This window comes from Nocardioides sp. NPDC023903, assembly GCF_040639295.1.
In the GTDB taxonomy this organism is placed as follows: Bacteria; Actinomycetota; Actinomycetes; order Propionibacteriales; family Nocardioidaceae; genus Nocardioides.
The window spans coordinates 14,448-36,099 of the sequence record NZ_JBEZZS010000045.1; the positions used below are offsets into that span (position 1 = coordinate 14,448).

19 protein-coding genes are annotated in these 21,652 nt (G+C 69.2%); 7 read left to right on the plus strand and 12 right to left on the minus strand.

The window, feature by feature from the left end:
- Nucleotides 1-3 precede the first annotated feature (3 nt).
- The 3 genes from AB0F44_RS27500 to AB0F44_RS27510 form a co-directional block, all read right to left on the minus strand.
- Nucleotides 4-663, minus strand: coding sequence for a hypothetical protein (locus AB0F44_RS27500; protein WP_357360152.1), 660 nt, complete (start codon nucleotides 661-663; stop codon nucleotides 4-6).
- A gap of 115 nt (nucleotides 664-778) precedes the next feature.
- The gene (locus tag AB0F44_RS27505) at nucleotides 779-1,558 is read right to left on the minus strand and encodes an SDR family oxidoreductase (RefSeq protein ID WP_357360154.1); all 780 of its coding nucleotides are present in this window, start codon (nucleotides 1,556-1,558) and stop codon (nucleotides 779-781) included.
- Nucleotides 1,542-3,545: a hypothetical protein gene (locus AB0F44_RS27510; RefSeq protein WP_357360156.1), complete on the minus strand. Its 2,004-nt coding sequence runs from the start codon at nucleotides 3,543-3,545 to the stop codon at nucleotides 1,542-1,544. The genes AB0F44_RS27505 and AB0F44_RS27510 overlap by 17 nt, the downstream gene beginning before the upstream one ends.
- Nucleotides 3,546-3,766: 221 nt before the next feature.
- Here AB0F44_RS27510 and AB0F44_RS27515 point away from each other — a divergent pair, with 221 nt between their 5' ends.
- Nucleotides 3,767-3,922, plus strand: coding sequence for a hypothetical protein (locus AB0F44_RS27515; protein WP_160024439.1), 156 nt, complete (start codon nucleotides 3,767-3,769; stop codon nucleotides 3,920-3,922).
- Complete coding sequence (locus tag AB0F44_RS27520) at nucleotides 3,919-4,332, plus strand: hypothetical protein (RefSeq protein ID WP_357360158.1); 414 nt, start codon at nucleotides 3,919-3,921, stop codon at nucleotides 4,330-4,332. Before AB0F44_RS27515 ends, AB0F44_RS27520 begins: the two co-directional genes overlap by 4 nt.
- Before the next feature lie 210 nt (nucleotides 4,333-4,542).
- Here AB0F44_RS27520 and ispG read toward each other — a convergent pair whose 3' ends face one another.
- The 6 genes from ispG to AB0F44_RS27550 all read right to left on the minus strand — a co-directional run bounded on the left by ispG (nucleotide 4,543) and on the right by AB0F44_RS27550 (nucleotide 14,726).
- Nucleotides 4,543-5,697: a flavodoxin-dependent (E)-4-hydroxy-3-methylbut-2-enyl-diphosphate synthase gene (ispG, locus tag AB0F44_RS27525; RefSeq protein ID WP_350661659.1), complete on the minus strand. Its 1,155-nt coding sequence runs from the start codon at nucleotides 5,695-5,697 to the stop codon at nucleotides 4,543-4,545.
- 22 nt (nucleotides 5,698-5,719) lie between these two features.
- Entirely contained in the window at nucleotides 5,720-7,078 is a 1,359-nt protein-coding gene (locus AB0F44_RS27530; protein ID WP_357360160.1) for a site-2 protease family protein, read from the minus strand.
- Nucleotides 7,075-8,184: a 1-deoxy-D-xylulose-5-phosphate reductoisomerase gene (dxr, locus tag AB0F44_RS27535; protein WP_357360162.1), complete on the minus strand. Its 1,110-nt coding sequence runs from the start codon at nucleotides 8,182-8,184 to the stop codon at nucleotides 7,075-7,077. Before dxr ends, AB0F44_RS27530 begins: the two co-directional genes overlap by 4 nt.
- Before the next feature lie 49 nt (nucleotides 8,185-8,233).
- Complete coding sequence (locus AB0F44_RS27540) at nucleotides 8,234-10,855, minus strand: VWA domain-containing protein (protein WP_357360163.1); 2,622 nt, start codon at nucleotides 10,853-10,855, stop codon at nucleotides 8,234-8,236.
- Between the two features lie 247 nt (nucleotides 10,856-11,102).
- A complete protein-coding gene (locus AB0F44_RS27545) occupies nucleotides 11,103-13,139 on the minus strand; it encodes an acyltransferase family protein (RefSeq protein WP_357360165.1) in 2,037 nt (678 codons plus the stop codon).
- Between the two features lie 144 nt (nucleotides 13,140-13,283).
- Nucleotides 13,284-14,726, minus strand: coding sequence for a gamma-aminobutyraldehyde dehydrogenase (locus AB0F44_RS27550; RefSeq protein WP_357360167.1), 1,443 nt, complete (start codon nucleotides 14,724-14,726; stop codon nucleotides 13,284-13,286).
- A gap of 117 nt (nucleotides 14,727-14,843) precedes the next feature.
- On the opposite strand from AB0F44_RS27550, the gene AB0F44_RS27555 reads away from it, so the two are divergent.
- Complete coding sequence (locus AB0F44_RS27555) at nucleotides 14,844-16,232, plus strand: aspartate aminotransferase family protein (protein ID WP_357360168.1); 1,389 nt, start codon at nucleotides 14,844-14,846, stop codon at nucleotides 16,230-16,232.
- Here the strand turns inward: AB0F44_RS27555 and AB0F44_RS27560 are convergent.
- Complete coding sequence (locus AB0F44_RS27560) at nucleotides 16,219-17,646, minus strand: amidase (RefSeq protein WP_357360170.1); 1,428 nt, start codon at nucleotides 17,644-17,646, stop codon at nucleotides 16,219-16,221. The two genes, AB0F44_RS27555 and AB0F44_RS27560, sit on opposite strands and share 14 nt — an antisense overlap.
- Nucleotides 17,647-17,727: 81 nt before the next feature.
- Between AB0F44_RS27560 and AB0F44_RS27565 the strand changes: the two genes are divergently transcribed.
- Nucleotides 17,728-18,372 (plus strand): TetR family transcriptional regulator, encoded by a 645-nt coding sequence (locus AB0F44_RS27565; protein WP_357360172.1) that lies wholly within the window; start codon nucleotides 17,728-17,730, stop codon nucleotides 18,370-18,372.
- Here AB0F44_RS27565 and AB0F44_RS27570 read toward each other — a convergent pair.
- Nucleotides 18,343-18,957 (minus strand): hypothetical protein, encoded by a 615-nt coding sequence (locus tag AB0F44_RS27570; RefSeq protein ID WP_350661678.1) that lies wholly within the window; start codon nucleotides 18,955-18,957, stop codon nucleotides 18,343-18,345. The two genes, AB0F44_RS27565 and AB0F44_RS27570, sit on opposite strands and share 30 nt — an antisense overlap.
- A 17-nt stretch (nucleotides 18,958-18,974) precedes the next feature.
- Between AB0F44_RS27570 and AB0F44_RS27575 the strand changes: the two genes are divergently transcribed.
- Entirely contained in the window at nucleotides 18,975-19,148 is a 174-nt protein-coding gene (locus AB0F44_RS27575) for a hypothetical protein (RefSeq protein WP_168381104.1), read from the plus strand.
- A gap of 56 nt (nucleotides 19,149-19,204) precedes the next feature.
- Here AB0F44_RS27575 and AB0F44_RS27580 read toward each other — a convergent pair whose 3' ends face one another.
- Entirely contained in the window at nucleotides 19,205-20,593 is a 1,389-nt protein-coding gene (locus AB0F44_RS27580) for an FAD-dependent oxidoreductase (RefSeq protein ID WP_357360175.1), read from the minus strand.
- Nucleotides 20,594-20,717: 124 nt separating this feature from the next.
- Between AB0F44_RS27580 and AB0F44_RS27585 the strand changes: the two genes are divergently transcribed.
- Both AB0F44_RS27585 and AB0F44_RS27590 read left to right on the plus strand, forming a co-directional pair.
- Nucleotides 20,718-21,191: an Lrp/AsnC family transcriptional regulator gene (locus tag AB0F44_RS27585; protein ID WP_008363265.1), complete on the plus strand. Its 474-nt coding sequence runs from the start codon at nucleotides 20,718-20,720 to the stop codon at nucleotides 21,189-21,191.
- Nucleotides 21,188-21,652, plus strand: a 465-nt coding sequence (locus tag AB0F44_RS27590) for an FAD-dependent oxidoreductase (RefSeq protein WP_357360177.1), incomplete at its 3' end; no start/stop codon positions are given. The genes AB0F44_RS27585 and AB0F44_RS27590, both read left to right, overlap by 4 nt.

Genomic DNA, 21,652 nt, shown 5'->3' on the forward strand with positions numbered 1-21,652 from the left:
GGATCAGGCAAAGATGCGTTCGATCGTGTGCATTCGCTCGCGGATGGTCTTGAGACGTACGTCCTGACCGGCCTCGCCGGTGTCCCCCCAGACCGCCCGGCCCACCATCACACCGCTGGCGCCGAGCGCTCGGACCCGCGGCAGGCGCTCGCTGAAGTCGTCCCAGCCCATCCCGTCGGACCGCGCGACCCAGGACGCTCGCCCGAGGTCGGCACGCTCGATGCTCTCGAGGCCCTCGTCGTTGATCTTGAGCTTGAGCACGATGCCGCCACAGCGTGACCGCGTGGCGAGGGTGGCCAGATCCTCGAGGCAGCCGGGCGTCGTGCAGTAGGGCTCGAGGAAGACCCGGTCATAGCCCGGGAGTCGCTCGAGGATGTCGAGCGCCATCGGCGCGCACTCGGTCTGGTGGTCGTCGAACCCGACCTTCACGGCGTCCGTCGTCCTCTCCGGGACGACGAGCTCATCGACGGCGTCGATGTCCGGGAGCCCGGCGCAGGCGAGCTCGCGGCGTACGTCGCCGTGGCCCTGCGTGGGCCGTACGACGATGCCCCAACGAGGGGTGTTGGCCACCAGATCGAGGATGCCGGGCCTGATGTCGGAGGAGTCCGGGGTGTGGAACAGCGCATCGTCTGCGTGATCGATGGCAAGCCAGAAATTGGTCAACGTTGTCGCCAGTCTGAAGAGGGGAAACAAAGACGTGTGGAGGCGCTAGGCGCAGCCTAGACAGCACGACGCCGCATCAGTGGCATCTCGAGTAAATTGCGGGTTGCGCCGCGGGTCAGTACTCGCCGCCGTCTGCGACCACGCACTGACCGTTGATGGCCCCGGACACGTCGGAGGCGAGGAACACGCAGACCTTCGCGACGGCGTCGGCCGTGACGAACCGGTGTCCGGGGATACGCGCGGCCCGGTAGGAGATGTACTGGTCGACGGTCACCCCTTCCTTGCGAGCGTGCTTGACGAAGACCTGTCGGGACGACTCGCTCCACATCGGGCCGGGAGCGACGACGTTGGCCCGGACGATCCCCTCCTCCTCCTGCGCGATCGCCTGGGCGAGGCCGGTAAGCGCGTGTTTGGACACGCCGTAGGCGGCCCGTCGTGACGGCGTACGGATCCCGAAGACGGAGCTGACCAGGACGACCGCCCCGGACCGCGCCGCCCGGAGCTTCGGCAGCGCGAGCGAGGCCGTGCGCCACACCGAGGTCAGGTTGAGGTCGAGGGTGAGCTGCCACTCGGACCGGTCGATCTCGGCGACAGTGTCGGGGCTGGGGTTGATGCCGGAGCAGTTGATGAGCCCCGAGAGCGTCTCGAACCCGGCGAGCGTCTCGGCCAGGGCGTCCACGCCGTCGTCGGTGGTCAGGTCGCCCTCCACGCGCGCGACGGCACCGGTCTCGTCGGCCAGGTAGGCGAGCTCGGTGGTGCGGCTGTAGGCGTGCAGGATCACCGGGGTGCCCTCGGCGCTGAGCCGGCGCGCGACCGCGCTGCCGAGGTCTCCGGTCGCGCCGAGGACGAGCACGGGAGCTCGCGGCGGGGTGCCTGACTCAGACGCTGTGCTCATGGCGCTCCTTGATCCGGTGGATCGCCGACCTCACCACGTCCTGATGGGCGGGCGGCAGACCAGTGAGACCTTCGAGATGGCTCACGCAAGTGATATCACCCATTTGCCCGAGCCGGTACGCGGTAATCGGAATCGCCGGGGCGAGGGTCGGATGGTGCAGCCGATGGACCAGGGCGTCGGTGATGTCGGTGCCCCAGCCGAGCACGTCGCGCTCGCGGGCGACCGCACCTGGATCCTCCTCGCGGTCCAGGATCTGGAGGTAGCCGTCGACCGGCACCCGGCCGCGCAGGATCAGCTGGAACATCGCCGCCTTCCGCAGGAACAGCGACCGGAACGCCTCCAGCACGAACTCCAGCTCGTCCCAGTAGCGCTCCGGGGCCTGGTCGAGGAGGTCGCCGTAGTCCTCGCGCTCCTCGGTCAGGTAGAGGCAGATCAGCCGGTCCATCCAGGACAGGCTCTCGCGTACGCTCAGCCGGGCCACCGTGTCGAGGTCACCGGGCTGGAAACCGGCCTTGAGGAACGTCATCACCAGCGGCCCCATGTGCATGTCCGCGAAGCGGGCGCCGTCGAGCGCCATCCCGTGTCCGTCGCGCAGCCGGTCGCGGATGCCCTCGGCGACGAAGTACTGGTAGAAGGTCTCGTGGGCGAACTCCGCCGACTCCACCGAGTCCTTGGTCCGGCCGGTCACGCCGAAGACCTCGGAGTGATCGAGCAGGTCCGCGATCCATTCGTACGTCAGGAAGTCCCGCTGCCGGGTGATGTCGAGGTCGCGCTGCAGGTTGGCGAAGAGCCACTCCGAAACGCGCGGGACCGGGATCAGGTCCTGCTCCTGCGAGGTCGGCTCGTCCATCCCGGTGAACAGGTCCCAGGCGATGTCGCGGTAGGTCTGGAACCGCACCCGGCTGGGGATGCGTGAGCTCTTCCGGTCCCAGGGCTGCCCGCAGACGTGCTTGAGATGGACGGTGTAGCCGTCCCACTGTGTCCGGGGCGCCGGAGCGCCCTCCTCGAGCGAGGCGTAGAGCTGCTTGAGGACCATCGGCGTCGCGGGGAAGAACCCGCCCCCGCGCTCCATCTCGGCGGCCAGGTTGCGCAGCCGGTCGTCGCCACCGCGCTCCTCGCCGAGGGCGCGCACCTCGACCGGGGAGATCGGCTCGACGCGTACGACCATCGCCGACTCGACGCCGAGGTCCTCCAGCCGGGCCGGGCTGCGCAGCTGTTCGGCGAGCTCGTCGCGCTCGGTCTGCAGGTTGCGCTTGCTGATCACCACGAACCGTCCGCCGCGGCCGAAGGCCGAGCGCAGCTCGCTCAGGTCGGGGCGGGTGACACCGTGCTCCTCGGCGCTGGAGGAGATCAGGTCGAAGTCGTCGATGACGATCGGCGCGCGGTCCTCGTCGACCAGGGCGCCGTAGTCGACCGCGCCGTCGCGCAGGCTGATGTAGCGCACCTGCTCCTTCGAGGCCGTCCACTCCCTGGTCTCGACCGTCTTCCCCGAGCCCGAGGGGCCGGTGAGGAAGAAGAGGTTGGACTCGGGATCCTCCAGCCACCGGCCGAGCGCCTCGAAGAGCGGAATCGTGGGCTGCTCCGTCGTCAGCCCGCTCAGCGCCGCCACCCGTGCACGCGGGAAGGTCAGCCTTGAGCTGGTGGCGGGGACCGGTGCGGCCGGTGTTGCGGGGGCGAGCACTGGTCCGGGCACCACGGTGTCCTCGCCCCGCCAGGCGTACGCCTTCCACCACTTCGCCTGCCAGATGCCGGTGTTCTTCCGGATCCACTCGCCCCGATGGGACGGGTCGAGGGTGCGGGGAACCGCGCCGCCGACCACGCGGATGAGCTCGTCGAGCGGCATCAGCTTCGAGCCGGACGTACGCCGGTAGAAGGTGCTCCGGGCCATCGCCACACCGGCGCCACCGTCAGCTTTTCCGGTCACCTGGCGGACCCAGGCGCGCAATTCGCCGTTGAACTGCTCTGGTGAGAGAGATTCGTCGGTCATTGCCCCTCGCCGAGTCGTCGCGAACGCGGTTGAGAGTATCTCGCAGGCGTCCCAATTCTGTCCCAGAAACGTCCCAACTGACCTGGGACTGTCTTTACTTCGTCCCCACTCCCACCCGCCCTCTGGTGGGACGGATGTGGCCTCCGCCACCGTGGAGTTGTCCCCACCAGGGACAGCGCCGGCCCCACCTACGGGCCCCACCGCTGAAGGAGATGATGACCATGAGGAACCACAAGTTCAGCATCGCCACCTTCGCCGTCACGCTTCTTGTCGTGTTCGGCTTCAACCAGCTGCTCAGCGCCGAGCCGCCCACGTGCCAGGCAGCCGCCGGCACCTCGTCCGTGTCCGTCGTCCTCACGGAAGGAGTGCTGTCATGATCAGCAACTTCATGCGCCCCGGCGAAACCGTCCGGGCCCGCGGCGGCACCCGCTCCGGAAAGCGCGGTGTCGTCGTCGCCACCGCCGCGGGCCGCACCAAGGTCCGCTTCAACGGCAGCAGCGGCACCCGCTGGGTGCGTACCGGCAACCTGACCTCCACCGGCAGCGGCTCGCTGTCCTGGATCATCCCGGTCAAGGCCGCACTCGTCCTCTTCCTGGTCGTGCCGGGCATCCGGTTCGTCGTCGTCCACCTGTGGACCCACGGCGGACTGGACGGGTTTGCCACGGCCCTCGGAAACCAGATGGGCCAGGCCGCACTCGCCTGGGGCCACCTGATCACCACGGACCCACTCGGAGCACTGCTCCACCTCGGGTTCCTCGGCCTGGTCTCCAGGCTGATGCACTGGTGAGACCACAAGGCCTTCGAGACGTACGCAGGGGGACGTCTCGGAGCAGAAGAAGGAAGCCCGGTCCGGCTGAGGACCGGGCTTCCTGCGTACGTTGGGACGCGCGGGATGCTGACCGAGGTAACTCGGTAACTCGGCGAGTGCGCACTGCCCTCGTGGAACTCCACGAAGGAAGCGGCCGTTCACCGAGTTACCTCGGTGAACATCCACCCTTCAGCCGCTGACCGACACCTGCGCGCCGGCGCCCTCGACGGGCTCCATGCCCTCGGCGATCTTCATCGCCTCCTCGATCAGGGTCTCGACGATGGCGGCCTCGGGGACGGTCTTGATGACCTCGCCCTTGACGAAGATCTGGCCCTTGCCGTTGCCGGAGGCGACGCCGAGGTCGGCCTCACGGGCCTCACCGGGGCCGTTGACGACGCATCCCATGACCGCGACGCGGAGCGGGACCTCGAGGCCGTCGAGGCCGGCGGTGACCTGCTCGGCGAGGGTGTAGACGTCGACCTGGGCGCGGCCGCAAGACGGGCAGGAGACGATCTCGAGGCGGCGCGGCTTCAGGTTGAGCGACTCCAAGATCTGGATGCCGACCTTGACCTCCTCGACCGGCGGCGCGGACAGCGAGACCCGGATCGTGTCGCCGATGCCCTTGGACAGCAGCGAGCCGAAGGCGACCGACGACTTGATCGTGCCCTGGAAGGCCGGTCCGGCCTCGGTGACGCCGAGGTGGAGCGGCCAGTCACCGGACTCGGCGAGCAGCTCGTAGGCGCGGACCATCACGACCGGGTCGTTGTGCTTGACCGAGATCTTGAAGTCGTTGAAGCCGTGCTCCTCGAAGAGCGAGGCCTCCCACATCGCCGACTCGACCAGCGCCTCGGGGGTGGCCTTGCCGTACTTCTCCAGGAGCCGCTTGTCGAGCGAACCCGCGTTGACGCCGATCCGGATCGAGGTGCCGTGGTCCTTGGCGGCCGCGGCGATCTCCTTGACCTGGTCGTCGAACTTGCGGATGTTGCCCGGGTTGACCCGGACTGCCGCGCAGCCGGCCTCGATGGCGGCGAAGACGTACTTCGGCTGGAAGTGGATGTCGGCGATCACCGGGATCTGCGACTTCTTCGCGATCGCGGGCAGCGCGTCGGCGTCGTCCTGGCTCGGGCAGGCCACCCGGACGATGTCGCAGCCCGACGCGGTGAGCTCGGCGATCTGCTGCAGCGTGGAGTTGACGTCGGAGGTGAGGGTGGTCGTCATCGACTGCACGGAGATGGGGCTCTCGCTGCCCACGCCCACCGACCCGACCTTGATCTGGCGGGTCTTGCGGCGAGGGGCGAGCACCGGGGCGGGTGCCTCCGGCATACCGAGGGGGATCGACGTCATGTCTACCAATCTTACGGGCGGGTCAGGCTTGGAGATGAAGCGGGACGACGAGGTCGGCGACGATCAGGACAACACCCATCACCAGGAGTGCCGAGGCCACGACGTACGCCACGGGCAGCAGCTTTGCCGGGTCGGCATGTCCCGGGTCGGGCCGCCTGAAGACCTTGGCGAAGGCGCGGCGGATGCCCTCCCACAGCGCGGTCGCGATGTGACCGCCGTCGAGGGGCAGGAGCGGGACGAAGTTGAAGATGCCGATGAACAGGTTGAACCCACCGACCAGGAACGCGAAGCTGGCGACCTTCTCGCCGACGTCGAGGCCCTCGTGGGCGGCGATCTCGCCGGCGATGCGGCCGCCGCCGACGATGCTGACCGGGCTGTCGGCCGAGCGCTCCTCGACACCGACGATCGCGAGCGCGACGTGCCAGACCTTGACCGGCAGCCTCAGCAGCGAGTGGACGGCGTTCTCCGCCATCACGCCCATCTCCTTCAGCGCGTAGACCGGCCCCTCCTTCGTGGTGACGACGTGCGACTCGGGAGACATCCCGAAGAAGCCGACCTTCGCGGTCTCCGGGTTGGCGCTGGTGTCGTCGACGTCCTTGACCCGTTCCTGCACGACGGTCTGGGTGTGCAGCGTCATCTGCTCACCGTCGCGCTCGATCACGATGGTGGCGTCGCCATCCATGTTGTCGCGGATCAGCTCCTGGGCGACCGCCCAGGAGGTCAGCTCGGTGCCGTTGAACGAGATCAGCTCGTCACCGGGCTTCAGGCCGGCGTCGGCGGCCGGGGTCGGCTTGTCGCTCGCGCGGCACTCGCGGCCCTGGTCCTCCCAGGTCAGCAGGCACTCCTGCAGGCTCGAGACAACCGGATGGCCCTTGTCGACGACGTTCTCGTGGACGCCGTAGATGCCGAAGACACCCCACAGCACGAAGAACGCGATGGCGATGTTCACCGTGGGCCCGCCGGCCATCACGATGACCTTCTTCCACCACGACATCTTGTAGAAGAGCCGCGGCTCGTCTTCGGGACGGATCAGCTCCCACTCGGCCGAGCGCGCGTCGCTGATCAGCTGGGTGAACATGCCGGTGTTGGACTTGCGGATCTTCAGAGCACCGTCGTCGGTCCGCTCCCCCAGCTGGTCGGCGCCGGGCGGCAGCATGCCGACGATCTTGACGTAGCCACCGAGCGGGATCGCCTTGAGGCCGTACTCGGTCTCGCCGACCTGCTTGGACCACACCGTTGGCCCGAAGCCGATGAAGTACTGGGTCACCTTCCCGCCGAACGCCTTCGCCGGGATCATGTGGCCGAGCTCGTGGAGCCCGATCGAGACCAGGATCGCGAGAATGAAGCCGATCACGGCCAGCGTGTAGAGCAGATAGCTCATGGACGGGTCTCCAGGATCCGAGTGGTCTCCTCGCGCGCCCAGGCGTCGGCGGCGAGCACATCCTCGATCGAGAGGGTGCTTTCAGAGCGTACGCCGTGATGCCGCGCCATCACCTCCGCAATCGTGTCCACGATGCCCGGGAACGGGATCCGGCCCTCGTGGAAGGCATCCACACAGACCTCGTTGGCCGCGTTGTAGACGGCGGGGTGGGTGCCGGCCCGGGTGCCGGCCTCGCGGGCGAGCCGCACCGCAGGGAAAGCAGAGTCGTCGAGCGGCTCGAAGCGCCAGTCGGCTGCCTTGGTCCAGTCGATCGGCGTCTCGGCGTCCGCCACCCGCTCGGGCCAGGCCATCCCCATCGAGATCGGCACGAGCATCGTCGGCAGCCCGAGCTGGGCGACCACAGCGCCGTCGGCGAACTCGACCATCGAGTGGATGTACTGCTGCGGGTGGACGACGACCTCGATCCGGTCGAAGGGTACGTCGAAGAGCAGGTGCGCCTCGATGACCTCGAGACCCTTGTTGACCAGGGTGGCGGAGTTGGTCGTGATCACCCGCCCCATCGCGAAGTTGGGGTGCTTGAGCGCCTGCGCGGGTGTGACCTGGGCGAGCTCGTCGCGGGAGCGGCCGCGGAACGGGCCGCCGGACGCGGTCAGCACCAGCTTGCGTACCTCCTCGGCACGCCCGGCGCGCAGCGACTGGGCGATCGCGGAGTGCTCGGAGTCGACGGGGACGATCTGCCCTTCGCGCGCGACCCGCTTGACCAGCGGTCCCCCGATGATCAGCGACTCCTTGTTGGCCAGGGCGAGCGTGTTGCCCGCCTCCAGCGCGGCCAGCGTCGGGCGGAGCCCGACGGCGCCGGTGATCCCGTTGAGCACGACGTCGGCGGGCTGGGCGGCGGCCTCGACCGAGGCTTCCTCCCCCAGTCCGGAGAGGTTGGGCGCGAACTCGGCGACCTGTGCCTCGAACAGCTCCTTGTTGGCCCCGCCCGCGGTCAACGCCACGACCCGGAAACGGTCCGGGTTGGCCCGCACCAGGTCGAGGGCCTGAGTGCCGATGGACCCGGTCGAGCCGAGGATCACCACGTCGCGTGGTCGCTGCTCATTCACCCGCCCATCCTCCCAGGAGAGGCTGAGAAGGCGCCAAGCGGCAGGCCTCTCAGGAGACCTTCCCGGCGAGCCCCTGGAAGACGTCGACCAGGACGCGGTCGAGGTTGGCCACGTCCGCGGGCTCGCTCAGGTTGCGCAGCGCTCCCCCGGTCTCCCCGGTCAGCCTGCCGAGCACGTCGATCGGTGCCTGGTCGCCGATCCCGACGGCGATGACCGGGATCGCGCCTTCGCCGCCGATCTCGTCCATCAGGGCGTCGAGGCTCTGTGGCGGGTTCTGGCCGCCGTCGGAGAGGAGGACGATCACCGTACGGTCCGAGACCTCGGTCTCGGAGGCGTCGATCGAGGCGCTTCCGTCGCGGATCGCGTCGTACAACGGTGTCTCGCCGAAGGCCGACAGCCCACAGATATCCCGCTTGAACTGCGCACGCGTCGTGGCGCTCAGCGGCTTGATCTCGGTCGAGGTGTCCTCGCCGGCGGGCGGGAACCAGTCCAGGCCCACCGAGTCGCGGCCGTCCTTGAGCTCCCCGATGGCGCTGAGCGCCGCGCTCTTCGCGACCTGGAGGTACGTCGGGTTGTCGGTCGTCTCGCCGGTGCACGCGTCGGTGAAGCCGTCGAGGCGGACCCGGCGGTCCTGACCGTCGATCTGCTCCATCGAGCCCGAGGTGTCGACGGAGAGCAGCACGCGTACTGGAAGGCGTACGTTCTGCCACTGGTGCCGCCACCGGTTGACCGTCTTCGGCTCCGGCCACGGGGTCACGGTCTCGACGTCGACGGCACCGACCACGTCCTGGAGCTCATCGGTGACCTTCTCCGGCTCGCCGGCGGCGCGGAAGCCCCAGGCGCGGAACTCCTGCTGCGCCTTCTTCGTCCGCAGATACTCGACGAAGGCCTCCGACACAGCCTGCTTGGCGTCGTCGGAGTCGAGGGAGGCCATCGGGACGGCGGGGTGGTCGAATGCGTAGATCGTGTCGTCCGGGCTCACCGTGACCATCCGACGGTCCGCGTCCAGCGGGGCACGGCAGGAGAAGTCGTCGGACCCGAGCGGGTCCTGGCAGTTGTAGAGGTACGCCGTCTGCTCCTGGGCGACCACGGCATCCATCTGAGCGAGCAGGTCCAGGTCTTGGAAGACGCGGTTCATCAGCCGGGTGATGTCCTCGCCGGCCAGCTCGTCGGGCACCGAGGCGATCGCGTCGCGCAGCAGCCCGACCGCGTCCTCCTCGTCGTGGTCGGCGACCAGCGCCTCGTTGAGGGCGACCGAGGTCGCCATCCCCGAGGTCGAGCCGATCGGGTCGTCGATCGCGATCGAGAGATCGCCGCCCGCGGCCTTGGTCAGCAGCTCGTCCCAGTCGGGCGAGCGCGAGAGCTTCTCCCGCTTCGCCAAGGGCATCAGGATCGTCAGGACGGAGGAGGCGACCGAGGTCCATTCGCCGTCGTTGTCGGCCAGCTCGCCGGCACCGTCCTCACCGAGCTCGCCGGCGGCCAGGAGCTCCGGCCAGACCGACTCGGTCGGCAGCCAGAGGTCCGGCTTGCGCGCCTCGACGACCTCGCAGTCCTCCGGGTCGTCGACCGGGCACTCCAGCCGGTCGTCGGGGGCCGCGACCCAGCCGGTGGCGATCGCCTCGGCGGCGTCACCCGAGTTGACTCCGAACACCTCGACATCGGCGCACGCGCCGTCCTCGCCCCGGTATTCCTCGTTGAAGTCGGCGGCCAGCTGGTCGATGAGACCGTCCTTCTCGGTGCTGACCACGACGCTCAGCCTGGTCGCGTCTCCTTCGCACGCTGCGGCCGGGACCAGGCCGCCACCACCGGAGCCGAGGATCGGCTGGATCGCGGCCAGCAGAGCGATCACCGCGGCGACCGCGACCGGGACCAGCCACCCGGTGCTGCGCCACCAGGAGGCGCCGCCCACCAGGGCCCGCGCCTTGTCGCGGGTCAGCGGCAGGTAGCGCGGGCCGCGGTCGTCGGTGCCGTCCAGCAGTCCGACGACCCTCCGGTTGCCCGTCTGGAGCAGCGGTGCGCCGATCAGCTCCTCGCCCGTCGCCGTCTTCTCGGCGTCGAGGTTGACCACACGGTTGTGCTCGCCCACCGCGTGCGCCCGTCCGCCGAGCTCGCGGTTGCCGTCCCCGTGCCAGGCCTCGGCGACCACCAGCGCGTTCTCGACGTGTCGCCGGACCAGCGAGGCGCTCTTCACCTGCCGGGGGAGCTTGTCCTCGGGCATCAGGGTGAGCAGTACGAAGCCGCCCGGCAGCGCGGTCACGGCGACGTCGCGCGACTCGGCCGCAATCTTCCAGTGGACCCGCAGGAACGTGCCGTCGGCGACCGTCGTCGCGTCGCTCGCCGCGAGGACGACTGCCGCAGAGGTCATCAGGTGGCGCTTGGTCACCGGGAACGCGTAGCCGACGACCTCCTCACCCTTGTCATAGACCGCTGCGGTCATCATCAGGGCTGCGGACGTGGCTGGGATTGCGCGCTTCCGCGCCGCGTCCCAGGCGAGCAGCGCGTTGAGCACGACCGCGACGACGACGCAGCCGATGCCCGCGACGACGGCGACGATGCCGGCCTGACCTTGGAAGACGGACTGGAGATAGGCGAGCGCTGCCATCGCCACAGCGCCGACCACAGACGTCAATGCCCACGGCTTGGCGGACGACAGGTCCGGGTGTTGCGCCATCCGAGTCTCCTAGCGGGCATCGATCCGATCGCGCGGAGTCTAGTGAAGGCTATTCGAATCGCACTGCGAAAAGAGGCCGATTGGCTGAAGGACGGCGGCGCAGACAACCCCGGAAATAGCAACAGCCCCGGACTCCCCCACGGGTCCAGGGCTGTGCATGAAACGTTTTGCAACGTCTGGACACAATTAAGCCACAAAGATGCACGTAAAGGCAAATCCCGAAACGCGCGTCCCAGTTAAATTTGCGTCAGATCAGTGGTTCCAGGATGACGCCCAGCCGCGGCGTGACGTGGCGAACCCAGGAATCGGTCAGGTGCGAGTCGTCGTAGTAGGTGACCTTCTCACCCACGACCAGCGGGCAGCGATCGTCGGCGCACACGAATCGCTCGGTGTCGACGTACGCCGCCTTGGTGCCCTTCAGGGCCGCCTCGGTGAGCTCGTTGCTGCTGGTCTCGCGCGAGTCCGGGTCGCTGAGGCAGGAGCTCTGGTCGGCCTCGGGGGCGCTGATGCAGTCGGCGGGGTTCTGGTCGACCTTGGGCACGTCGCCGAGGACGACGACCTTGCGGGAGATCTCCCGATAGGCCTTCACCGTGCTGCGTACGGCCTGCGACCACTGCTCGTCACGGTCCATCCCGTCGTACGTCTTCGGCATGAAGAGCTGCCCGCGCGCCGTCGAGACGATCGTGTCGGGGTCGAGGCGCTCGAGGTGGTCCGCGGACCAGTCGCGGAAGTCGTCGCACTCGGCCTGGGTCATCTTCTTGCCGCGGTGCTGGACCGGGTAGGGGGCGCAGCCGACCTTCACGATCGGCACGACCCTGAAGCCGTTCTCCTTACCGAGGTCGTCGAAGGCGGTCAGCCACATGCCGGCGTGGGAGTCCCCGACGAGGGCGACGGTCTTCTTCGCGTCGGTGTCACCGAGGGTGCAGTCGGCGCCGCGGGTGTCTCCGTAGTTGGCGTAGCAGTCGCCGTACGTCTTCTGCCACCGGTCATCGGTGATCTCCTCGCCGAGCACGGCCGGCGGGATCGGGCCACCGCGGTCGGCGATGTCGAGGGCGGCACGGAGCTCGCGCTGCACCTGCGGCGCGCCCCCGGTCTCGGCGGCTGTGTCGGGGACCTCGTTGGCCGCGAACCACGCCTGCGCCTGGGCGGCCCGCTCCTTCTCGGAGTAGGCGGCATAGCCGGTGGTCAGCCAGCCGCTGCCGACCGCCAGCACGAGCGCTGCCGGCCACAGGGCCAGCGAGCGCAGCCCGTGGGAGAGCACGGGCACCTGCTTGCGCTGGAACGGGAGCTCGATGAAGCGGTGGCTCAGGGCGGAGAGGAGCAGTGCGGCGGCGACCGCGACCGTAATCTCGAGCGCGCCGTTGCCGAGTTCTAAGAACTCGGGGGCGAGCACGATCAGCGGCCAGTGCCACAGGTAGAGGGAGTAGGAGATGTCGCCGACGTACCTCAGCGGCTTGACCGCGAGCAGCTTCGCGGTCGGAGCGTTGGCGCCGGAGGCCAGCAGCGCAACCGTGCCGAGGGTGGGCACCAGCGCCTGCCAGCCGGGGAACGGGGTGGCCTCGCTGAACACGACCGTGGAGACGACGATCGCCGCGGCTCCGCCGAGGCCGGCGGCGACGCTGGCGGCTCCCTTGAGCCGGCCACCCCAGCAGGCCAGCAGCGCGCCGGCGGCGAGCTCGTAGGCGCGGGCCGGGGTGGAGAAGTAGGCAGCGGTCGGGTTCTCGGCGGTGGCGTAGATCGACCACGCCAGGCTCGCGACCGCGATCACCGCGGCCACGATCGTGAAGCCCTTGCGCCCGAGCCTGGGGATGAGCAGGAGCGCCAGCACCGGCCAGACCAGGTAGAACTGCTCCTCCACCGAGAGCGACCAGTAGTGCTGGAAGGGCGAGGGCTCGCTGGGCTGGAAGTACTGCACCCCCTCGGCCGCGAAGTGCACGTTGGCCAGGAAGAACGCCGCCCAGGTGCCGTCAGCGGCGGCGTCGGTGAGCCGGGTGGTGGGCAGCCGCCAGGCGGCGTACGCCAGGACGACCAGGATCACGAGAGTGGCTGCCGGCAGGATCCGGCGGGCGCGACGCGCGTAGAACTGCGGGATGCTGACCGTGCCTGATGTGTCAGCCTCGCGCAGCAGCAGGGTGGTGATCAGGAAGCCGGAGAGGACGAAAAAGACGTCGACGCCGACGAACCCGCCCTCGGTGTGCGGGATGCCCGCGTGGGCAGCGACGACCAGGCCTACGGCAATGGCCCGGAGACCTTGGACATCTGTCCGCCACTGCTTGGCTGACATGTGGGGTGCACCTCGTGTGGGGGTTCGGCTGCTTCCATTGCTGGGTCCGTGCCGCGGAGGTACGCGAAACGGCGCTCGATGCTTTCACGGACGCCAACCGGCCCGCACATCGAGGGTCGCACACTCGGATGTTTGTCTAGCGGATTACTCGCCGATGAACGACATCACGTGCTTGATCCGGGTGTAGTCCTCGAACCCGTAGACGGAGAGGTCCTTGCCGTAGCCGGAGTGCTTGAAGCCGCCGTGGGGCATCTCGGAGATGTAGGGGATGTGGGTGTTGATCCACACCACGCCGAAGTCGAGGCGCTTGCTGACCCGCAGCGCGGTGGCGTGATCCTTGGTCCACACGCTCGACGCGAGGCCGTAGTCGACGTCGTTGGCACACTTGAGCGCCTCCGCCTCGTCGGCGAAACCCTGCACCGTGATCACCGGGCCGAAGATCTCCTGCTGGATCTGCTCGTCGTCCTGGCGGAGCCCGGCCAGGACCGTGGGCTGGTAGAAGTAGCCGTTCTCGCCGCCTTCGACTCGTGCCGGCGCACCGCCGGCCGCGATCGTGGCGTGGTCCGGGAGGCGGTCGACCATGCCGGCGACCCGGGCGAGCTGGCCTGGGTTGTTGAGCGCGCCGACGTCGGTGTTTTCGGCAGGGAGGCCGACGGTGGTGTTGCGGGCCGCCTCGGCGAGAGCCGCGACGAACTCGTCGTGGATGCCGTCCTGGACCAGCACCCGGGTCGCGGCCGTGCAGTCCTGGCCGGCGTTGAAGTAGCCGGCCGCAGCAATGCCCGCGACCGCCTTGTCGATGTCGGCGTCGTCGAAGACGATCACCGGCGCCTTGCCGCCGAGCTCGAGGTGGACGCGTTTGAGGTCTTCGGCGGCGCTCGCGGCGACCTCCATGCCGGCGCGCACCGAGCCGGTGATGGCGACCATCTGCGGCGTCTTGTGCCGGATCAGCGCGCGGCCGGTGTCGCGGTCGCCGGTGACGAGGTTGAGTACGCCCGGCGGCAGGAACTCCTGGGCGAGCTCGGCCAGCAGCGCGGAGCTGGCGGGGGTGGTGTCGGAGGGCTTGAGCACGATCGTGTTGCCGGCGGCCAGGGCTGGGGCGATCTTCCAGGACATCATCGCGAGCGGGTAGTTCCAGGGCGTGACCTGCCCGATCACGCCGATCGGCTCGCGGCGGATCCAGGAGGTGTGGTCCTGTAGGTATTCGCCTGCGCTCTTCCCCTCCAGGGTCCGCGCGGCGCCCGCGAAGAACCGGAAGTGGTCGATCGTCGGCGGCAGCTCCTCCTCCAGGGTCAGCTGGAACGGCTTGCCGGTGTCCTTGACCTCCACTGCGGTCAGCTCCTCGGCACGGGCCGCCATCGCGTCGGCGATCCGGAGCAGAGCCAGGCTGCGCTCCTGAGGCGTGGTCTCGCCCCAGGTCTCGAAGGCCGCTGCTGCGGCGGCGTACGCCTGGTCGACGTCGGCCTCCCCCGACATCGCGGCCTGGGCGTAGACCTCGCCGGTGGCGGGGTCGACGACGTCGTACGTAGCGGCGTCGGCGGCCTCGCGCAGCTCGCCGCCGATCACGTTCCTGAAGGTCTGGTCAGCCATGCGGTAGAGACTAACTCCTTCCTGTAACAGGGATGTCACAACCGAATCCGAAGTGGAATTGATGGTTTGCTACTGATTCGCTTGCGAAAGCGAGATGCATTGGGTGACCATTGAGTCATGACCGGCAACTACGAGCAGCTGCAGCGCGACGCCAAGGACCATCTCTGGATGCACTTCACGCGGCATTCGAGCTACGCAGAGGCCGACGTGCCGATCATCGCCAGGGGTGAGGGCGCCTACATCTACGACATCGAGGGCAACCGCTACCTCGACGGTCTCGCGGGGCTCTTCGTCTCCCAGGTCGGCCACGGGCGGGCGGAGCTCGCCGACGCGGGCGCGGAGCAGGCCAAGCAGCTGGCCTTCCACCCGCTGTGGTCCTACGCGCACGAGCCGGCGATCGAGCTGGCCGCCCGGCTGGCCTCCCTCGCCCCCGGCGACCTGAACCGGGTCTTCTTCACCAACTCCGGCTCCGAGGCCGTCGAGACCGCGTGGAAGCTGGCCAAGAACTACTTCAAGCTGCGGGGAAAGCCGGGCAAGCACAAGGTGATCGGGCGCAACATCGCCTACCACGGCACGACGCACGGGGCGCTGTCGATCACCGGCCTGGCCGACATCAAGGCGCCGTTCGAGCCGCTGGTCCCCTCGACCTTCCGGGTGCCGAACACCAACATCTACCGGGCCTCGGAGATCACCGGCGGGCTGATGGACGGGAGCGACCCGGAGGCGTTCGGACGCTGGTGCGCCGACCAGATCGAGGTGGTGATACGCGCCGAGGGGCCCGACACCGTCGCCGCGGTCTTCCTGGAGCCGGTGCAGAACTCGGGCGGCTGCTTCCCGCCTCCCCCGGGCTACTTCCAGCGGGTGCGGGAGATCTGCGACGAGTACGACGTGCTCCTCGTCTCCGACGAGGTCATCTGCGCGTACGGACGGCTCGGCACGATGTTCGGCTCGGAGCGGTTCGGCTACGTGCCCGACATGATCACCTCCGCCAAGGGGCTGACCTCGGGATACGCGCCGCTGGGTGCCACGATCATCTCCGACCGGCTGATGGAGCCGTTCCTGTCCGGGGACGAGACCTTCTACCACGGCTACACCTTCGGCGGTCACCCCGTCTCCACCGCGGTGGCGATGGCCAACCTCGACGTCTTCGAGGCCGAGGACCTGCTGGGCAACGTACGCCGCAACGAGGCCGCGTTCTTGGCCACGCTCTCGAAGCTGAAGGACCTGCCGATCGTCGGCGACGTACGCGGCACCGGCTACTTCTACGGCATCGAGCTGGTCAAGGACCGGGCGACCAAGGAGACCTTCACCGAGGAGGAGTGCGAGCGGATCCTCTACGGGTACGTCTCCAAGGCGCTGTGGTCCGAGGGCCTCTACTGCCGCGCCGACGACCGCGGTGAGCCCGTCATCCAGCTCTCCCCGCCACTCACCGTCGGCCAGGCCGAGTTCGACGAGATGGAGCAGATCCTGCGCCGGGTGCTGGAGAAGGCTTCTACGATGCTGTGATCTGGCCGTCCTGGATCCGCGGCCACGGCGACTGCTCCTCGAGGGCATAGGCGAGCTCGAGGAGCGTCCGCTCGTCGCCGTACGCCGCGGAGAGCTGGACCCCGATCGGCAGCCCCTCCTCGCTGAGCCCCATAGGCAGCGAGATCGCCGGCGCACCGGTGATGTTCTGCAGCGGCGTGAACGCGACGTGGCGAAGGAGCCGGTCGACGAGATCCTCGAACGGCACGTTCGGGGAGAGATGCCCCAGTGGCGGGGTGACGCCGGCGACGACCGGGCACAGGACCACGTCGTGATGGTCGAAGACCGCGGCGTACGCCGCTGCGGCCCGCCGCAGGCGGAGCAGTGCGGCAGGCGTCCGGCGCCAGCCACCGGAGGCGAAGCCGCGACGCAGGCCGTCGGTGAGTCCGTCGAGGCGGCCTTGGTCGAGCGTCCGGTCGATGGTCAGGCGGCCGAGGTTGCCGGCGAGAAAGGCGAGCAGGCCCCAGTAGCTGAGGAAGTCGTCGCCGAAGCGCGCGTCGACGGGGATCGGGACCGGCTCGACGCTGTGACCCTGCTTCTCCAGCAAGGTCGCGGTGCGCTCCACGGCCGCCTTCGTCTGCGTGTCCACGACGGCGTCGGTCACCGACTCGATGATCATCGCAACGCGGAGCCGCCGTCGCGCGGGGCCCTCGACGAGCCCGAGCGGCGGCAGCGCCGGGTTGCGCCAGTGGCGTTCGAGCGCGGCATGGAAGGTCGCGGTGTCGCGGACCGTACGCGTCACCACGCCCTCGCTGACCATGTTGATCGGGAGGGTGCGGGCCATCTCGCCGTCGATGTGGCGGCCGCGGCTGGGCTTGAGCCCGACCAGTCCGGCGGCCGCGGCCGGGATCCGGATGGACCCGCCGCCGTCGTTGGCGTGCGCGAGCGGCACGGCTCCGGCGGCGACCAGGGCCGCCGCCCCGCCGGAGGATGCGCCGACGGAGTGCAGCGTATTCCAGGGGTTGGGTGTCGCCGGCCCGCTTCGGAACTCGGTCGTCGCGTTCAGCCCGAACTCCGGCATCCGGCTCTTGCCCAGCACTGTCATCCCGGCGCTGAGGAACTGTGTCGCGTATCGCCCGTCGTGTGTGGCCGGACGCGCCCGGAACGCCTCCGACCCGTGGTTGGTCGGCATCCCGAGGAGGTCGGTGTTGTCCTTGAGCAGGGTCGGTACGCCGTGGAGCAGGCCGGTGTCGACATCCGCGCGACGGGGCGCGTCGTAGGCCTCGTACGCCATCGCGTGCAGCCCCGGGGCCACCTGTCGCAGCCGGGTGACCGCCGCTGCCTCGACCTCTGCGGCGCTCAGCTCGCCGTCGCGGATGAGGCGGGCGAGCTCGACGGCGTCGTGGTCGCCGAGGGCGTCGTCGGTGAAGGCGTGTACGCGGGCCGGTGCGGTCATGTCGGACAGCGTGCTGGATCGGCTGCCAAAAGTCTAGAAGATCTTCCAGACTTGTGCCGACTCGCGTGAAACACTCTGCCCATGAAGCGACGTCACGGTGACAGCGCCAGGCAGCGACGCGACGCCCTCGTCCGAGCCACTATCGAGGTGGCTGCCGAGAAGGGCATGGCCGGCGTCACCCACCGGGCAGTGACCGAGCGCGCCGGGCTGCCGCTGGCCACCGTCGGCTACTTCTTCGACTCGATCACCGACCTGGCGGCCGAAGCGCTGCGTACGGGCGTGGCCGAGGACGTCGCCCGGCTGCGTACGCTCGCCGACGAGCTCGCCGCGACGGAGTCCGGCACCGACGCGATGGCCGAGGCGTTCGCCGCGGCGCTGATGTCGCCGCCGACCGACTCACTCGCCTTCCTCGAGGGGTTGCTCCATGCCGCCCGTGAGCCGCAGTTCCGCCCCGTCGTGGCCGAGGCGCTCACCGCCGGCCGCGCCGTTTCGGACCGCGCGGCGAGCGTGGCGGGCGCGACCCGGACCGACCCCGACTCCTTGCTCGCCCTCGTGCACGGCTACCTGCTGCACGCACTTGCGGCACCCGATCTGGTCGACCACGACGCTCTGCTCCGTGGGCTCCGGGCCCTCGTCATCGGGACCCTGGTCGAGAGCGGCGAGGTCGCCCTCGCTCTCCGCCTCGCGGGCCGCGGTTCAGCCGACGACGCGTACCTCGCTACCTAGGACCGCACCGTCCTGCAGGGTCAGGTGGTCGCCGGACCAGAAGCGACCCGGGTCGTAGTAGTTGGTCGGGCGCTCGTCGTCGAGCAGGCCCATCTCCTGGTAGGTCGCGGCGACGACCTCGGCGCAGAAGACCTGCTCGAGCCCTGCCTTCGAGCGCACCCTCCCCCGCGCCCAGCGTCCGGCTAGGGCAGCGGTCGAGGGGAACGGGGTGCCGTCGAGCCGGGCGATCGTCCGGAGCAGCGCGTCCTCCCGCGGGCGGTCGATGTCGGCAGTCAGCTGGCGCAGCCAGACCTGCTGCTCGTAGCGCCCGGCCCACTGCTCGACCGCTGCACGCAGATCATGGAGCTGTACGCCACGGTGGTGAGTGCCGGTATAGAGATCGAGCAGCCCCTTGCCGAGCTCGGCGTGCCACATCAGCGGCGGCAGGTCGTCGAGCACCACCGCCATCCCGACATGGTTGACCGGGGCGTTGCTGAGCATCCGGATCGCTCGGTCGGCGGCCGAACGCCCGCGGAAGAGCCACAGATCACCGGTGCGGGTCTGGTCCACGGCGTCGGCAAGGGAGATAGTGGTGTCGTCAGACATCGTGAGCAGGGGGTCCTATGAGTTTCGGCAGTGCACGCGTGTGGAAGATCGTCGGTCTCGCCGGCCTGGCCGGAGTCACCGCGACAGGCGTCATCATCGCGCGCAACCACCGTCAGCGTACGCAGCGCACGCCGGAGGAGATCCACGCGAAGCTCCGCGAGCGGGTTGCGGCGGCGCAGGACGCTGCCTGAGCCCGGTGCAGGAATTGCCTGTACGCCGTGACGGATGAGGTTCGAGTGACTCGCCGCTAGGAGTCGAAGCCGAGCCCGAGCCGGTCCATCGTCCGCAGGAACAGGTCGCGGCGCCCGCCGTTGGCGTCGGCCTTCCCGAGCGAGCGGACCATCATCGAGATGCCTGCGTACCGTGCCGGCTCGGGAGGGAACGGCAGTGGCTTGGAGCGCACCATCTCCAGGGACGTACGTTCCGTCTGCTCGCCGCTGAGGAGGTCGAGCATCACCTGGGCGCCGAAGCGGGTGGCGCCGACGCCGAGACCGGTGTAGCCGAGGGCGTAGGCGACGCGGCCGGCGTACGCCTTGCCGAAGAATGCCGAGAAGCGGGTGCAGGTGTCGATGATGCCGGCCCAGCGGTGGGTGAAGCGCAGACCCTCGAGCTGCGGGAAGGTCTCGAAGAAATGGCCGGCGAGCTTGTCGTGGGTGGCGCCGGTCTCCAGCTCCGGTGAGATCTTCGAGCCGAAGTGGTAGATCGCGTCGTAGCCGCCCCACAGGATCCGGTTGTCCCTGGTCAGGCGGTAGTAGTGGAAGTGGTTGGCGGAGTCGCTGACGCCCTGCCGGTTCGCCCAGCCGATGGCGTCCATCTGCGCAGCGGAGAGCGGCTCGGTCATGAGTACGTAGTCGTAGACCGGCACGGTCATCATCCGCAGTCGCCGCAACAGCGGCGGGAAGGCGTTGGTGGCCAGTGCCACCCGCCCGGCCCTGACCGACCCAGCGATCGTCGAGACCCGCATCCCCGCCCCGTCACGCTCGAGACCCGTGACCGCGGAGCCTTCATGGATCACCACACCGGCGTCCAGGCAGGCCTGCCGCAGCCCCCAGGCCAGCCGCGCCGGCTCGACCGTGGCCGTGTCACCGACCACCTCCAGGCCACCGAGGTAGGTCGGCGAGCGGAGCTCGTCCCGCACCCCGATCTCGTCCAGCATGCGGTGCTTGATGCCGTGCTCGGTCAGCGCGGTCGACCACTCGGCGAGGTCGTCGACCTCGTGCGGACGGGTGGCGACGTTGAGCGCACCGGTGAACTGCCAGTCGCAGTCGATGCCGTGCTCCTCGATGGTCGCGGCCATCTCGTTGAGGTTCTCCTGGCCGAGCCGATCCAGCGTCGCGAGCTCGTCGGGCCAGCGCTCGAGACCGTTCCAGAAGCCGTGGGTCAACGACGCCTCGGCGAAGCCGCCGTTGCGGCCCGACGCCTGGTCCCCGCACTGGCCGGCCTCCAGCAGCACCACCGACCACGACGGAAACCGCATGCGGGCCAGCAGCGCCGTCCACAGCCCCGAGTATCCGCCTCCGACGACCACCAGATCGGCCGACTCCACCCCGAGCAGAGGCGGCAGCGGCGCTGGCTTCGCAGGGTCGTCCAGCCAGTAGACGGCGGGCTTCGCATCGGTCAGCGAGACATGGTTCACGACGCCCACTATGACAACTTCAGAGCCCTGCAGCCACACACTTCATACGGAATCATGGAAATTGTTCGTTACACACGACGGATTTCGTTGCATCTGGCCACGGCAAACAGGTTGACTGGGCGCCATGACCACTCGCAAGCGCAACGGGGGCGCTCACCTCGACGAGGTCAACAAGCTGATCATCGAGCAGCTCCAGCAGGACGGCCGGCGCAGCTATGCCGCGATCGGCAAGGAGGTCGGCCTGAGCGAGGCCGCGGTGCGGCAGCGCGTACAGCGCCTCGTCGACAGCGGCGTCATGCAGGTCGTCGCGGTCACCGACCCGCTCGAGCTCGGCTTCGCACGGCAGGCCATGATCGGCGTACGCACCTCCGGGCCGATCGAGGGGATCGCCGACGAGCTCGGCAAGCTCGACGAGGTCGACTACATCGTCATCACCGCCGGCTCGTACGACCTGCTCGTGGAGGTCGTCGCCGAGAGCGACGAGGCCCTCCTCAACCTCGTCTCCAGCAAGATCCGCGCCATCGAGGGCGTGGTGAGCACCGAGACGTTCATGTACCTCCACCTGCACAAGCAGACGTACGCCTGGGGCGTCAGGTGAGCACCTACCCCGAGATCAGCCTGTGGCACGAGACCGCCGGCGACACCTGGGAGCCACGCCCGGCGCTGATGGGCGACGTCGAGGTCGATGTCGCGATCGTCGGCGCGGGCTACACCGGGCTCTGGACGGCCTACTACCTGGCCGAGGCGAGGCCCGACCTGAAGATCGCGATCCTCGAGGCCGAGGTCGCCGGGTTCGGGGCCTCGGGCCGCAACGGCGGCTGGTGCTCGGCCCTCTTCCCCGCCTCGCTCGACAAGGTGGCCGCGGGCTCGAGCCGCGAGGCTGCGCTCGCCCAGGACAGGGCGATGCGAGCGACCGTCGACGAGGTGATCCGGGTCGCCGAGGCGGAGAGCATCGACGCCGACATCGCCAAGGGCGGAACGGTCGTTGTGGCCCGTACGGCCGCCCAGCTCGAACGCGCCCGCGACGAGGTCGAGCACGCCCGCTCCTGGGGGCTCGGT

Bases quoted from the DNA above. Each gene is read 5' to 3' on its own strand.
- AB0F44_RS27505 (WP_357360154.1), bottom strand. From the start codon at position 1,558: ATGAGCACAGCGTCTGAGTCAGGCACCCCGCCGCGAGCTCCCGTGCTC.
- AB0F44_RS27510 (WP_357360156.1), bottom strand. From the start codon at position 3,545: ATGACCGACGAATCTCTCTCACCAGAGCAGTTCAACGGCGAATTGCGC.
- AB0F44_RS27515 (WP_160024439.1), top strand. From the start codon at position 3,767: ATGAGGAACCACAAGTTCAGCATCGCCACCTTCGCCGTCACGCTTCTT.
- AB0F44_RS27520 (WP_357360158.1), top strand. From the start codon at position 3,919: ATGATCAGCAACTTCATGCGCCCCGGCGAAACCGTCCGGGCCCGCGGC.
- ispG (WP_350661659.1), bottom strand. From the start codon at position 5,697: ATGACGTCGATCCCCCTCGGTATGCCGGAGGCACCCGCCCCGGTGCTC.
- AB0F44_RS27530 (WP_357360160.1), bottom strand. From the start codon at position 7,078: ATGAGCTATCTGCTCTACACGCTGGCCGTGATCGGCTTCATTCTCGCG.
- AB0F44_RS27540 (WP_357360163.1), bottom strand. From the start codon at position 10,855: ATGGCGCAACACCCGGACCTGTCGTCCGCCAAGCCGTGGGCATTGACG.
- AB0F44_RS27545 (WP_357360165.1), bottom strand. From the start codon at position 13,139: ATGTCAGCCAAGCAGTGGCGGACAGATGTCCAAGGTCTCCGGGCCATT.
- AB0F44_RS27550 (WP_357360167.1), bottom strand. From the start codon at position 14,726: ATGGCTGACCAGACCTTCAGGAACGTGATCGGCGGCGAGCTGCGCGAG.
- AB0F44_RS27555 (WP_357360168.1), top strand. From the start codon at position 14,844: ATGACCGGCAACTACGAGCAGCTGCAGCGCGACGCCAAGGACCATCTC.
- AB0F44_RS27560 (WP_357360170.1), bottom strand. From the start codon at position 17,646: ATGACCGCACCGGCCCGCGTACACGCCTTCACCGACGACGCCCTCGGC.
- AB0F44_RS27565 (WP_357360172.1), top strand. From the start codon at position 17,728: ATGAAGCGACGTCACGGTGACAGCGCCAGGCAGCGACGCGACGCCCTC.
- AB0F44_RS27570 (WP_350661678.1), bottom strand. From the start codon at position 18,957: ATGTCTGACGACACCACTATCTCCCTTGCCGACGCCGTGGACCAGACC.
- AB0F44_RS27575 (WP_168381104.1), top strand. From the start codon at position 18,975: ATGAGTTTCGGCAGTGCACGCGTGTGGAAGATCGTCGGTCTCGCCGGC.
- AB0F44_RS27585 (WP_008363265.1), top strand. From the start codon at position 20,718: ATGACCACTCGCAAGCGCAACGGGGGCGCTCACCTCGACGAGGTCAAC.